Source organism: Corynebacterium sp. (assembly GCF_030826625.1).
Taxonomy (GTDB): Bacteria; Actinomycetota; Actinomycetes; order Mycobacteriales; family Mycobacteriaceae; genus Corynebacterium.
Map to the genome: position 1 here is coordinate 1 of NZ_JAPJNQ010000058.1, position 13370 is coordinate 13370.

The following is a 13370-nucleotide window of genomic DNA, read 5'->3' on the forward strand; positions in this document are numbered from 1 at the left end:
GGTCACCGTCGAAGTCGGCGTTGAAAGCCTCACAAGCCAGTGGGTGCAGCTGAATAGCTTTACCTTCGACCAGTTTCGGTTCGAATGCCTGGATACCCAGACGGTGCAGGGTTGGAGCACGGTTCAGCAGAACTGGGTGTTCGGAAATGGCTTCTTCCAGCACGTCCCAGACCTCTGGGCGCTGGCGTTCAACCATGCGCTTAGCAGATTTGATGTTCTGCGCGTAATCGTTTTCTACCAGGCGCTTCATGACGAATGGCTTGAACAGCTCCAACGCCATCAGCTTCGGCAGACCACATTCGTGCAGCTTCAGCTGCGGACCGACGATAATAACCGAACGGCCGGAGTAGTCCACACGCTTACCCAGCAGGTTCTGACGGAAACGACCCGACTTACCCTTCAGCAAGTCAGACAGGGACTTCAGCGGACGGTTACCTGGGCCTGCGACTGGGCGGCCACGACGACCGTTATCGAACAGCGCGTCCACCGATTCCTGCAGCATACGCTTTTCGTTGTTCACGATGATCTCAGGAGCACCGAGATCCAACATGCGCTTCAAGCGGTTGTTGCGGTTGATGACGCGACGGTAGAGGTCGTTCAAGTCGGAGGTCGCAAATCGGCCACCGTCCAGCTGCACCATTGGGCGCAGTTCTGGCGGAATAACTGGAATGGAATCCAGCACCATGCCGGCAGGGTCATTGCCGGAGTTCAAGAAAGCAGCGACGACCTTCAGGCGCTTGAGCGCCCGCATCTTCTTCTGGCCCTTGCCTTCGTTGATGATGCCGCGCAGCTCTTCCGCTTCGGCTTCCAGGTCGAAGTTCCGGATCAGAGTCTGGATGGCTTCTGCACCCATGCCGCCGGTGAAGTAGTCCTCATAACGATCGACGAGTTCTTCATAGATGGTCTCGTCGATGATCATCTGCTTTGGAGCCAGCTTCACGAAGTGGTTCCAAATCTCGTCCAGACGGTCCACCTCGCGCTCGCCGCGCTCGCGCATGTGCTGCATTTCCTTTTCGGCAGCGTTTTGCACCTTGCGGCGGGCGTCAGCCTTGGCACCGGCTTCTTCCAGCTCGGCGAGGTCCTGCTCGAGCTTCTGCGCACGCTCAGCGATCTCGGAGTTGGTGTCGTCCTCAACGTCCTTCTTTTCCAAAAGCATCTCTGCTTCCAGAGTGGAAAGGTCGTTGTGGCGAGCTTCCTCATCCACCGAGGTGATGATGTTCGCCGCGAAGTAGATGATGCGCTCGAGGTCTTTCGGCGCCAAGTCCAGCAGGTAGCCCAGACGGGATGGAACACCCTTGAAGTACCAGATGTGGGTTACCGGGGCAGCGAGCTCGATGTGGCCCATGCGCTCACGGCGAACCTTCGACTTGGTGACTTCGACACCACAGCGTTCACAAATGATGCCCTTGTAGCGGACACGCTTGTACTTGCCGCAGGCGCATTCCCAGTCGCGAGTTGGTCCGAAGATGCGCTCACAGAACAAGCCGTCACGCTCTGGCTTCAGGGTGCGGTAGTTGATTGTTTCCGGCTTCTTGACCTCGCCTTTAGACCAACGGCGGATATCGTCGGCAGTGGCAAGACCAATGCGGAGTTCTTCGAAGAGGTTTACGTCAAACACGTAAATGCCCTTTCCCCTCCGATGAAGGAGGGATTGCAATGACTATTAAGGACTTACTAGGTATTTCGGCGTTGGTTTGCCGTTTAGGAGATGTCTGCAGCTGCACCTTCATCGCGGGACAGGTTGATGCCCAGCGATGGTCCAGCTTCGTCGTCCTCGTCAGAGCCAGACAGCTCCATCGGGGTGCCGTCGGAAGAAAGAACTTCGACGTTCAGACACAGCGACTGCAGCTCCTTGAGCAAGACCTTGAAGGATTCTGGAATACCCGGATCTGGGATATTGTCGCCCTTCACGATCGCCTCGTAGACCTTCACGCGTCCAACCACATCGTCGGACTTGATCGTCAGAAGCTCCTGCAGGGTGTAGGCGGCACCGTATGCCTGCATTGCCCACACCTCCATCTCACCGAAGCGCTGGCCACCGAACTGTGCCTTACCACCCAGTGGCTGCTGAGTAATCATGGAATAAGGACCAGTCGAACGAGCGTGAATCTTCTCGTCGATCAAGTGGTGCAGCTTCAGGATGTACATGTAGCCGACCGAAATTGGGTGCTCGAATGGCTCACCGGAGCGGCCATCGAACAACCGGGCCTTACCGTGGCGATCAACCATGACGTCGCCATCGCGGTTCGGACGGGAGTTAGCCAGCAGGCCGGAGACCTCGTCGTTGGAAGCACCGTCGAAGACCGGGGTCGCGGTCAGCGAGTTAGCCGGAACGTCGTACAGCTCCTTCGGCAGGGTCTTGATCAGCTGTTCGTTCTGCGGATCGTTTGGATCAACCTTCCAGCCGGCGTGTGCCAGCCAGCCCAAGTGAATCTCCAAAACCTGACCGATGTTCATACGACGTGGAACACCGTGGGTGTTCAGGATGACGTCGACCGGGGTGCCGTCTTCCATGAACGGCATGTCTTCTGGTGGCAAGATCTTGCCGACGACACCCTTGTTGCCGTGGCGGCCGGCGAGCTTATCGCCGTCCTGGATCTTGCGCTTCTGTGCGACGTAGACACGAATCATCTCGTTAACGCCTGGCGACAGGTCGTCGTCGTCTTCGCGGGAGAAGCGTGCCACGCCGATGACCTTGCCGGTTTCACCGTGCGGAACCTTCATCGAGGTATCACGAACCTCGCGGGCTTTTTCACCGAAGATGGCGCGCAGCAGGCGCTCTTCTGGGGTCAGCTCGGTTTCACCCTTCGGGGTGACCTTACCGACCAGGATGTCACCTGGGCGCACGTCAGCACCGATGCGGATGATGCCGCGCTCGTCGAGGTCACGCAGAACATCTTCCGAGACGTTCGGGATCTCGCGGGTGATTTCTTCAGCACCCAGCTTGGTGTCGCGGGCGTCGATCTCGTGCTCTTCAATGTGCACCGAGGTCAGGGAATCGTCTTCCACGATGGACTGATTCAGGATGATCGCGTCCTCGTAGTTGTGGCCTTCCCATGGCATGAACGCAACCAGCATGTTACGACCCAGCGACATTTCACCGTTGTGGGTACCTGGGCCGTCGGCAAGCACCTGGCCAGCCTCGACGCGATCGCCGATGTTGACCAGTGGCGTCTGGTTGTAGTTGGTGCCCTGGTTAGTGCGCTCGAACTTGCGCAGCATGTAGGTATCGCGGATGCCATCATCATCCATGATGGTGATCAGGTCAGCCGAAACGTTTTCGACGACACCAGCCTTCGGGGTGATTACGACGTCGCCAGCATCGTAAGCTGCACGCAGCTCCATGCCGGTACCGACGTATGGCGCTTCGGAGCGGACCAGAGGGACCGCCTGGCGCTGCATGTTGGCACCCATCAGTGCACGGTTAGCGTCGTCGTGCTCCAAGAACGGAATCATCGCGGTAGCGACCGAGACCATCTGGCGTGGAGAGACGTCGACGTAATCCACACCGTCGGCAGTGGTGACTGCGATATCGCCGTCCTTCTGGCGAACCTCGATACGGTCGCTGGTGATGGTGCCGTCTTCAGCGGTCGGGACCTCGGCCTGCGCAATGGAGAAACGATCTTCTGCATCCGCTGGCAGGTATTCAACCTCGTTGGTGACGCGACCATCGACGACCTTGCGGTATGGCGTTTCGATGAAGCCGAAGGAGTTCACGCGCGCGTAGGACGCCAGCGAGCCGATCAGACCAATGTTTGGACCTTCGGGGGTTTCAATCGGACACATACGGCCGTAGTGCGAAGGGTGGACGTCACGAACCTCAATGCCGGCGCGTTCACGCGACAGACCACCTGGGCCCAGCGCGGACAAACGGCGCTTGTGGGTCAGACCCGACAGCGAGTTGTTCTGGTCCATGAACTGCGAGAGCTGGGAGGTACCGAAGAACTCGCGGATCGAAGCAGAAACCGGACGAACGTTGATCAGTGAGGTTGGTGTGATCGATTCCGCGTCCTGGGTGGTCATGCGCTCACGCACGACACGCTCCATGCGGGACAGACCCACACGCACCTGGTTCTGGATCAGTTCACCCACGGTACGCAAACGACGGTTGCCGAAGTGGTCGATATCGTCGGTATCGAGCAGCAAGTGCTGACCATCCGGCGATTGCATCTCCCGCTCGCCGGTGTGCAGACGCACCAAGTATTCCAAGGTGGTGGCGATGTCTTCTTCAGTCAGCGTCATCAGACCATCATGGTCGCCGCCCAAGCCGAGTTTACGGTTAATCTTGTAGCGACCGACGCGTGCGAGGTCGTAGCGCTTCGGGTTAAAGAAGGAGTTATCCAGCAGCGACTGTGCCAGATCCCGGGTAGGCTGCTCACCTGGACGCTGCTTGCGGTAAATCTCCAGCAAAGCCTCGTCGGTGTTAGCAACACCGTCGGCTTCCAAGGTGGACATCATCAGCTCCGAGAAGCCAAAACGCTCCCGGATCTTTTCCTCTGTCCAGCCCAAAGCCTTGAGCAAAACAGTTACCGGCTGGCGACGTTTGCGGTCGATACGAACGCCGACGGTATCGCGCTTGTCGACGTCGAATTCCAGCCACGCACCGCGGGACGGGATAACCTTGACGGCGTGCAGCGGACGCTCGGTGGACTTGTCGATAGAGCGGTCAAAGTAGACACCAGGCGAACGCACGAGCTGGGAAACAATCACGCGCTCGGTACCGTTGACGATAAAAGTGCCCTTTTCCGTCATCATTGGGAAATCGCCAATGAAGACAGTCTGGGACTTAATCTCCTGGGTATCAGAATTAATGAATTCCGCAGTCACATACAGTGGTGCGGAGTAGTTAATGTCTTTTTCTTTCGCCTCGTCGACGGTGTTCTTTACCGGCTCGAAACGTGGCTCAGACAAAGAAAGAGACATGTTGCCGGAGTAATCCTCAATCGGCGAAAGCTCATTCAGGATATCCTCGAGCCCTGAAGTAATCTGCGCATCGGCACCGCGGCGTTCTTGCTCGCGCTCACGCCATTCCGGCGTACCGATGAGCCAATCATAAGAGTCTCGTTGTAGGTCTAAAAGCCCCGGGACGGCGATCGGTTCGTTAATCTTCGCGAACGAGTACCGTTGCGGGGCTCCAGGAATATTAGCCACTGAACTGGTCTGGCGGGAGACTGCCAAGATGGGTCCTTCCAGCACCTCACGCGGAAGCGGGATTCAGCCACTCTGGCATGTGACTGCCCCACAACCACTGGTATTTTTTAGCATCTTTTATTGCTGTGGATTCCCGTGATCAGATAGCATAAAATCACCTTGTCAAGTGAACGTTTTCACGAAAATTAACAAGGCTCAAATGCACACCTGTCCAGAGGATCCAGCGCAACCTAGCAGTTTATTGCAATTTGCTTATTTTGTAAAGTCATGTGCTATTGGGCTTCCCGGCGCCGCCGGAAACCGCCAAAGACCCCAACCAGTGCCACAACCGTGATCACTGCCCCCACTGCCAAAACAATATAGCGAATCGTGGTCACTGTGTCCGCGTCGGCAAACGATTCCGCTTGTGCAATGAGCTTGTCGACGTCATCTGCATCCAAGCGAGCCTGGTAGACCACAGCGTCTTCCACACGCTCACCATCGGCAGTGGCATAGAAATCATCAATCTCCTCATGCCAGTCGACGATCATGCCAGTGCGCGGATGCACGAAATAGTCACGGGTAGCCGCGTGATGCAAAAACAGTTGGCGTCCCGGAACCATCACGGTGCCTTCATCTGCCTGTCCTACCGCAGTTTCAGCTTCCAGGTTTTCTTCTTGCTCTTCGGGTGCAGGAACTAACTCGCGCTTGGTATTGCGCTGATCCGCATACTTCGTCGCAACATTCACTGGATCAATCACCTGCCGGTAACGATACAACTCAATACCGTCGACACTCACGACTTCCTGAAAGGCCGCCGGCGCTGATTCGCGCAGCGTAGGGTCAAAAACGTCGTAGGATGTCTTTTCTGCATCCACCGGGAATTTCAGCCACTGCCCTGCGATATCCACATGGGTCGCGGGAGTAACCAATGTGTGCGATAGCTGTGCGGTGCTTAATGCCTGCCCGGTGATTCGGTCAAGGTCAAAAGCCCAGACATCAGCGTCGACAAGCTCGGTGGGCTCGCCCGGCTCAGTTTCCCGCACGAGGGATGAACCGACCCGGACGGCCACCGATTCCGCATCCGCTGGCTCAAGCAGATCCCAGTGCAATTGGTGTTGGTAGCCGGTCTGTTCGTCAACTAGCCGAAAAGTAGTATGTTCCACGTCGAGCGGAAGTCTGGAATCAATATGCAGATAACGGGGTGCCAACCCAGCGCCCACCAGCAGCGCTAAACCGATGCCGATGGCAATGGCAGATAAAACGCGTGAGGCAGGCAGCATGTATGGCAGTTTACCGCATCATCATTAGGGGCCGGGACCTTGTGGCTTGCTGCGTTTGCCAACGAATAGAGTTCGCAGCAGCCCGGAGTGACTAGATATCTTCTCCGCGATATTCGATCGCAACCCAAGCATCGAGATTCTCTTCAACATCTTCGACAGAATCTACGACGTCTTCACCACGCACACCTAATCCTTGGTGGACATTGGCTTCCGGGCAAGCGTTTTCGACGACGGAAAAGGCCGCTCCTGAACCGCCCGTGAAAGTCACGAACGGGTATACCTCTTTGCCCGCGAGGCCACCTGTGGCTTCGAAAAAGGTATGCATGATCATTGGCAATTCAGCATGCCACACCGGGCTGCCGATGATGATGCGGTCGTACTTGTCGACGTTCGGTAATTCACCTGCAATTGTTGGGCGGGCACCGTCACGCATTTCTTTGGCGCTCACGGCATCGACGGTAGCGAAATCCTCCGCATAGAGCTCAGCCGGCACGATTTCATAATCATCGCATTCGATGCGTTCGGCGATCATCTCTGCTAGGCGGTGTGTATTTCCCTTCTCCAGTGTGCGGGTGCCGTCATTCCAGAGGTTTTCACCTGCGCGGGAAAAGAACACGAGCAGCGCGTTATTCGGGGTGTTTTTCGAGCCGTTAGTCATGGGAATCCTTTCGCCTTACGGGTCTGCAGGGCACATCTTCGCCCACGATGCCTCCGTGATAGGTGGCATCCATATTCCCTAAATTACCCCTTTTGACGGCCAAATATCATCCAAAAGCATGATTGTGACGAACATGATCTGACGCACGCGATCTGGCGCTGCAATCTGACGCCCACAATCTGGCTCCACGATCTGGCTCCACGATCTGGCTCCACGATCTACCGCCCGCATCGTTGTGCCCGTTATGTTGCGCCCATGCACAGAGTTTGGCACATAACGAAACCCGCGGGGCACCAATTTGGTGCACCCGCGGGTTAACGTATGCTGCGAGCTTTTACCGGCTCGCGACGGTATTAGGAATGCGTGAGGTAGTAAAGACTACTTCAGCTCGACAGAAGCGCCAGCTTCTTCCAGCTTGGTCTTTGCAGCCTCGGCGTCGTCCTTGGAAGCGCCTTCCAGGATAGCCTTTGGAGCGGACTCTACGAGTTCCTTTGCTTCCTTCAGGCCCAGACCGGAAACGATCTCGCGAACAGCCTTAATAACGCCGATCTTCTTAGCGCCAGCGTCGGTCAGGACAACGTCGAACTCGTCCTTCTCTTCAGCAGCGCCCTCGCCAGCACCAGCGGCTGGAGCAGCAGCGACAGCTGCAGGAGCAGCAGCTTCAACGTCGAATACTTCCTCGAATTCCTTAACGAAATCGGAAAGTTCGATCAGGGTCATTTCCTTGAACGCTTCAATGAGCTCGTCCTTGGAGAGCTTAGCCATGTCAGGCTTCCTTTCTATAGTTGCGTGTTCTGCGCTTCATGCGCGTAACAGTGCACAATGTGTCGTTGGTTCCGGCGCGTCGTCGGCAAGCACAACTTGTTGTGCAAGTGCGACGGCCAGATCCTGGTGGTTTTTAGCCTTCGTTCTGCTTCTTCTCTTCGAGAGCAGCGCCGAGGCGAGCCATCTTGGTTGCAGGTGCGTTGAACACGGCTGCAGCCTTTGCCAAGTTGCCCTTCATAGCGCCTGCCAGCTTCGCGAGAGTGGTCTCGCGGCTGTCCAGGTCAGCCAGTGCCTTGACTTGGTCGGCGTTCAGTGCGCCACCGTCCATGTAGCCGGCCTTGACGACGAGAGCGTCGTGCTCGGAGCCGAACTTCTTGAATACCTTCGCGGCATCAACAGCCTCGCCCTTGATGAAGGCGATAGCGGTTGGGCCCTGGAAGTATTCGTCAAGGTCAGTGATTCCCGCGTCGTTAGCGGCAATCTTCAGAAGGGTGTTCTTGGCGACGGAGTATTCAACATCGAAACCCAGCTGGTCACGCAGCTCGGAAATCTGCGGAACGGTCAGACCGCGGTATTCGGTCAGAACAACCGAATCAGCCTCAGCCAACTTGTTCTTCAGCTTTGCAAGCTCCGCAGTATTCTTCGGGTTTGCCATGGTTACTCACGCCTCCTTTCGATACATCCTAGTGGTGTCACCACGAGACTTCCCTGCCCTCGGACTTTGCCATCCCTTTTCGGGTTAGCACTCCGACAACAAAAAAGCCCCGTGCAAGAGCACAGGGCGCACACAACCTTCCAGGTTGGGATGCACAAGTGTCTCCTGCGTAGGTCGTCTCAGTCACACCTTGTGGTGCGCTTTGACCTTCGATCCGCGCAGCGGATAACCGACGGTCTTCGGTGAAACTTGAGCACGGCAATATAGCCGTTCAAACTTCACGGGGAAGCCTACCATGCATTATGATTCGCGCCAAATTTTCCTAATAGCGTTTGTGCTGCACGCCAGCCTGCCATCCCATGCACCCCAGCCCCTGGCAACACTGCCCCGCTGGCCAGCAGCACCGGCGCCGCTGGGTTTGCCGTCAGTGTGCCTACGGTGTGGCGCTGCCGCAGCATTTGCCCCAAGCTCATCGCACCACCAGCAATATCACCGCCGACAAGGTTGGCATTTGCCGCCTCCAACTCTGCCGGAGCGGTCTGTTTTCGCTCGATTATTTGCCCAGAAAACCCCGGCGCAAAACGTTCAATCTGCGCTTCCACAGCACCCGCGACTTCTCCTGGGTATTTTTCCTGATAACCGTGCGGGACATGGGCATACGTCCACAGAATATGGCGTTCGGGACCAACGCCCGCGCCATTGCTATAGACGTATCGCTTGTCATCTGCTGCCTGCTGCTGACAGACCATCACGAACGGGCGCGAAGGCAATTCCCCTGCCGCGGCTTGCTTTTCTGCACGATGCATTTCTTCCACCGATCCGCCAACATGCACGGTCCCGGCACCCGCGACACGCGGGTCATCCCACTTCACTGGGCCAGCAAGCAAATAGTCGACCTTGTGCACCGCGGTGCCGTATTTCCAGCGCCGCAGGCCTCGCCCACGCATCGTGGACAACCTCAAGCCCTTCCACGACAGCAATTGTCGTGGAGTTTGGGTGCTGATCACGGCGTGAAAGTTTGCAAAAACCGATAGGTCTGAAATCTTGCTACCGGTATGTATCTGCCCGCCATGCTGATTAACCACACACGCAAGCGCTTGACACAGCTGGCCGGTTCCGCCTGCAACAACAGGCCAGCCGCTTGTCATTCCCAGGGTATTAAACAATAAGCCGAACGCAGCGGTGCCCGGCTGACTAGGCGGACGAATCGCGTGCAGGGACGAACCAACCAACAAGGCGCGAGCTGATTCGTCGGCAAGCAAGCGAGAGCTCAACGCCTGCGCCGACCATGCACCACGCACGCCCAGCCGTGCCAACGCGAGCGGATGGCGCATCTTGACCGGCAACACCGAAGTGATGAGCTTGTCGACGTCATCGGCTAGCGGTGCGTGCAGGCGATGCCACATGCGGCGATCGTCGGCAGAAAATTGCGAGGCAGTGGTCGCAAGATCGCGGTGCAGGATGGCCGCCGGGGCGTCGACAAGCGGATGCGCCATCGGATACTCCGGGTGCTTCCACTCCAAGCCGTAGTTCTCCAGACCAAGCTGCCGAAATGCTGGGCTGACAACGCCAAATGGATGAGCAGCAGCACCAAAATCGACAGCACTACCCGGTCCGAAAACAGCATGAGTGCGTGCCGATCCCCCTATGTCGTCGGCCGCTTCGAAAATCTCCACCCTGCAGCCCGCTTGGGCCAATATCACGGCGGCGGTCAGGCCATTCGGGCCCGCACCGATGATCGCAACACGACGCGGCTCGGGAAAATTCGCGGAGGAGGTCATGTAATAAGTCTAGGCCCCGCCAAGTTTGGGCCCCACCCTATCTGGGAACCTAAACGTTGCGCGGTTTCGTCTCGGTCGTGGCAACGGCGTCGTCGTCTCCGTGACTGCAGCGCGAGTTCGATGAGCCAGAGCGTGCCAAGTAATAACGCGCAGATTCTTCGTATCGACGCCAAAAACGGGTGACTTTTTCTGGTTTGGGTTCCCGTCGCCAGATCACGGTCGCAGCGACTACCGCGATGCACACCATCATGAGAGCGAACCACAGTTTGCCCACCAGCAATGTCGATAGCGCCATCGATGCCCACGCGGTGGCTATGATATAGATCCGCCGACGGCGGCTGAAGGATCCGGAGTAGAAATCAATAATGTAGCTACGCAGCGGTGATCGGTGCAGAATATAGTATTCCAAGCGTCGCGAGCTACGAGTGAAAAAGAAAAACGCCAGCAACGCAAACGGGGTCGCGGGGACCAAAGGTACCACCGCGCCGAAGACGCCGAGCCCTATGCACAGCAGACCCAAGGCCAAATTTAGATACCGCATAGCACCACCCAGGATACGCACGCCCGGGGGCTTTATCCAGGCAAGGCTAATAAAACACAGTTCGGTAGCGCGCGGACAAAGCAGAATTAGACAGAATTAGTTAGAGCGCGGACAATTCCGGAAATTCTAGCGTGCTGTCGTCAGCGCCACGCAAACGCGAAAACCCACCTCCGCTACCCCGGGTATCGAGGAGTGAAGGTGGGTGAAGGAAACTCATTCAGGCGAGCACAGGCCAGCGGCCTTGTGCCCGGAGGAATGAAAGCTTGCTGCTTAGGCCTCTACGGTGTAGTTCTTCTGTACCGATGGGTCAACAGGAACGCCTGGGCCAGTGGTGGAAGAAACGGTGATCTTCTTCAGGTAGACGCCTTTGGCAGCCGATGGCTTCAGACGCAGGACCTCGTCCAACAGTGCGCCGTAGTTCTCAGCCAAAGCCTGCTCGGTGAACGATGCCTTACCGATCAGAGCGTGCAGGTTGGAAGCCTTGTCGACGCGGAAGGAGATCTTACCGCCCTTAACTTCCTTGATGGCCTTGGTGACGTCGTTGGTGACAGTACCGGTCTTTGGGTTTGGCATCAGGCCACGTGGACCCAGAACGCGAGCGATACGGCCGATCTTTGCCATCTGGTCAGGGGTAGCAATAGCGACGTCGAAATCGATCTTGCCTTCGGTGACCTGGGAGATCAGTTCGTCAACGCCAACGATGTCGGCGCCAGCCTGCTCAGCTTCGGTGGCCTTTTCGCCGGCAGCGAAAACAGCAACGCGAACGTCTTTACCAGTGCCGTTTGGCAGGGAGACGGTGCCGCGAACCAGCTGGTCAGCCTTGCGTGGGTCAACGCCCAAGCGCATAGCGACGTCGATGGTGGCGTCGAAGTTCTTCGAAGAAGTGTCCTTGGCCAGCTTTACTGCCTCGAGTGGGCGGTAAAGGTGCTCGCGGGAGATCTTGGTTGCGGCTTCTTTGAAAGCTTTAGACTTGGTGCTCATTTCTCAATTCCTTATGAGGTTGGGATTGTCGTGGTCAGCGAGCCGGAGCTGGCTCTGCCACGGTGGATGTGGCCGCATCTGATTGCGGCCATGGCATATATCAAGGCTGCGGTAGAACCGGCCTTAACGCTTGCGAGGTGCCCGACTTAGGCGTCTGGGTGTCCGTCGACGTTCAGACCCATGGAACGAGCGGTACCAGCGATGATGCGGGCAGCGTTTTCCTCGTCACGAGCGTTAAGGTCCTCGAACTTGGTCTTGCCGATGTCCTTGCACTGTTCCCAGGTCACGGTGCCGACCTTCTGGGTGTGCGGAACGCCGGAGCCCTTCTGCACACCAGCGGCCTTCAGCAGCAGCTTGGCAGCAGGTGGAGTCTTCAGCTTGAAGTCGAAGGAACGGTCCTCGTAGACGGTGATTTCTACAGGGATTACTTCGCCGCGCTTGTCTTCAGTGGCAGCGTTGTAAGCCTTGCAGAATTCCATGATGTTGACCTGGTGGGCACCCAGAGCAGGACCAACTGGTGGTGCAGGGTTTGCCTGACCAGCCTGAATCTGCAGCTTAATGAAGCCTGCTTGCTTCTTTTTCTTCTTTGGAGCCATCGTTATACCTCAATTCCGTGATACCAGTGCGCCACCACGATGAATAATGGCGCGACTGTCCGGATTCCGACCTTCGCCGGCAACCGGGGATGTGTAATTCTTTGGTGTGTGCTTTTAAGCCGGGCATTGCAGGCCATACAGCCGCGCACTACAGTGCGCTCAACACGGTGAGTTCAACACAGTGGGTTCAATACAGTGCCCTCAACTGCGCACACACGAAGATCTAGCTTACTGTACGTTCAGCGCTTGCCCAAAACCATCGGCGCAGTAGGTACTCAATGGACACGCAGTAGGTACTCAGTGGGCACCATACGGGCACTCGGTGCGCACTCCGTGTACATACTTTGTGGCTAAGGTCGCATGGTGGTGTCGGCACAGCACCGGCACACGCATGCACCTAGCTACATGATGCGCTCAACCTGATCCGCGGTCAGTTCAACTGGAGTTTCACGACCAAAGATCGAAACCAGGGCCTGCATCTTGCCGGTCTCCGGATCGATCTCGGAAATCGTTGCGGACACCGAGGCCAGGGCGCCGGAAAGAATGGTGACGGCCTCGCCAACCTCGTAATCGTGGTTGATTCCGGATCCTGCAGGTTTTTGCGGTGCGGCAACCTGCTCTTGCTCTGCCTGAGCAGGTTTTTCCTCGCGTGCCTCGGTGGTCTTTGGAAGCAGGAACTTGGCAACTTCACGGGTCTTGACGACGGTGGCGTTTCCTTCGTTACCGACGAACGAGGTCACACCAGGGGTGTCGCGAACAACCGACCATGCGCGGTCATTGATGTCCATGCGGACCAACACATAGCCAGGAAGAAGCTTCTTTTTCACGATCTTCTTCTTGCCGTCTTTGCTTTCCACCACGTTCTCGATCGGAACAACCACGTCGAAAATGGAGTCTTCCACCTCGAGGGTCTGGATACGCATATCCAGGTTGGTTTTCACCTTGTTCTCGTAGCCGGAGTAGCACTGAATGATGTACCA

The 13370-nt window shown here is 57.0% G+C and carries 10 protein-coding genes and 1 pseudogene; all 11 read right to left on the bottom strand.

All coding sequences use genetic code 11. From position 1 onward, the window contains the following. Positions 1-1618, bottom strand: a pseudogene (locus tag RCH87_RS07785) (DNA-directed RNA polymerase subunit beta'); the annotation flags it as partial. An 83-nt stretch (positions 1619-1701) separates the two neighbouring features. Beyond that, a complete protein-coding gene (locus RCH87_RS07790) occupies positions 1702-5196 on the bottom strand; it encodes a DNA-directed RNA polymerase subunit beta (protein ID WP_306516151.1) in 3495 nt (1164 codons plus the stop codon). A 227-nt stretch (positions 5197-5423) separates the two neighbouring features. Then, the gene (locus RCH87_RS07795; protein ID WP_306516152.1) at positions 5424-6413 is read right to left on the bottom strand and encodes a DUF3068 domain-containing protein; all 990 of its coding nucleotides are present in this window, start codon (positions 6411-6413) and stop codon (positions 5424-5426) included. 91 nt (positions 6414-6504) lie between these two features. Beyond that, the gene (locus RCH87_RS07800) at positions 6505-7071 is read right to left on the bottom strand and encodes a flavodoxin (protein ID WP_306516153.1); all 567 of its coding nucleotides are present in this window, start codon (positions 7069-7071) and stop codon (positions 6505-6507) included. A 378-nt stretch (positions 7072-7449) separates the two neighbouring features. Beyond that, positions 7450-7836 (bottom strand): 50S ribosomal protein L7/L12, encoded by a 387-nt coding sequence (rplL, locus tag RCH87_RS07805; RefSeq protein ID WP_239211951.1) that lies wholly within the window; start codon positions 7834-7836, stop codon positions 7450-7452. 133 nt (positions 7837-7969) lie between these two features. Beyond that, positions 7970-8491 carry a 50S ribosomal protein L10 gene (gene rplJ, locus RCH87_RS07810; protein WP_239211948.1) on the bottom strand — a complete coding sequence of 174 codons (522 nt, stop codon included), beginning with the start codon at positions 8489-8491 and terminating at the stop codon, positions 7970-7972. Positions 8492-8781: 290 nt separating this feature from the next. Then, positions 8782-10272, bottom strand: a complete 1491-nt coding sequence (locus tag RCH87_RS07815; RefSeq protein ID WP_306516154.1) for an NAD(P)/FAD-dependent oxidoreductase — start codon at positions 10270-10272, stop codon at positions 8782-8784. A 49-nt stretch (positions 10273-10321) separates the two neighbouring features. Further along, positions 10322-10813, bottom strand: coding sequence for a YbaN family protein (locus tag RCH87_RS07820; RefSeq protein ID WP_306516155.1), 492 nt, complete (start codon positions 10811-10813; stop codon positions 10322-10324). Positions 10814-11083: 270 nt separating this feature from the next. After that, positions 11084-11794, bottom strand: a complete 711-nt coding sequence (gene rplA / locus RCH87_RS07825; protein ID WP_306516156.1) for a 50S ribosomal protein L1 — start codon at positions 11792-11794, stop codon at positions 11084-11086. A gap of 146 nt (positions 11795-11940) precedes the next feature. Beyond that, positions 11941-12390 (bottom strand): 50S ribosomal protein L11, encoded by a 450-nt coding sequence (gene rplK, locus RCH87_RS07830; RefSeq protein WP_306516157.1) that lies wholly within the window; start codon positions 12388-12390, stop codon positions 11941-11943. 401 nt (positions 12391-12791) lie between these two features. Continuing rightward, positions 12792-13370 (bottom strand): transcription termination/antitermination protein NusG (gene nusG / locus RCH87_RS07835; RefSeq protein ID WP_306516158.1); only part of this gene is annotated, 579 nt, incomplete at its 5' end.

Bases quoted from the DNA above. Each gene is read 5' to 3' on its own strand.
- rplA (WP_306516156.1), bottom strand. From the start codon at position 11,794: ATGAGCACCAAGTCTAAAGCTTTCAAAGAAGCCGCAACCAAGATCTCC.
- rplL (WP_239211951.1), bottom strand. From the start codon at position 7,836: ATGGCTAAGCTCTCCAAGGACGAGCTCATTGAAGCGTTCAAGGAAATG.
- rplK (WP_306516157.1), bottom strand. From the start codon at position 12,390: ATGGCTCCAAAGAAGAAAAAGAAGCAAGCAGGCTTCATTAAGCTGCAG.
- rplJ (WP_239211948.1), bottom strand. From the start codon at position 8,491: ATGGCAAACCCGAAGAATACTGCGGAGCTTGCAAAGCTGAAGAACAAG.
- RCH87_RS07815 (WP_306516154.1), bottom strand. From the start codon at position 10,272: ATGACCTCCTCCGCGAATTTTCCCGAGCCGCGTCGTGTTGCGATCATC.
- RCH87_RS07800 (WP_306516153.1), bottom strand. From the start codon at position 7,071: ATGACTAACGGCTCGAAAAACACCCCGAATAACGCGCTGCTCGTGTTC.
- RCH87_RS07795 (WP_306516152.1), bottom strand. From the start codon at position 6,413: ATGCTGCCTGCCTCACGCGTTTTATCTGCCATTGCCATCGGCATCGGT.
- RCH87_RS07820 (WP_306516155.1), bottom strand. From the start codon at position 10,813: ATGCGGTATCTAAATTTGGCCTTGGGTCTGCTGTGCATAGGGCTCGGC.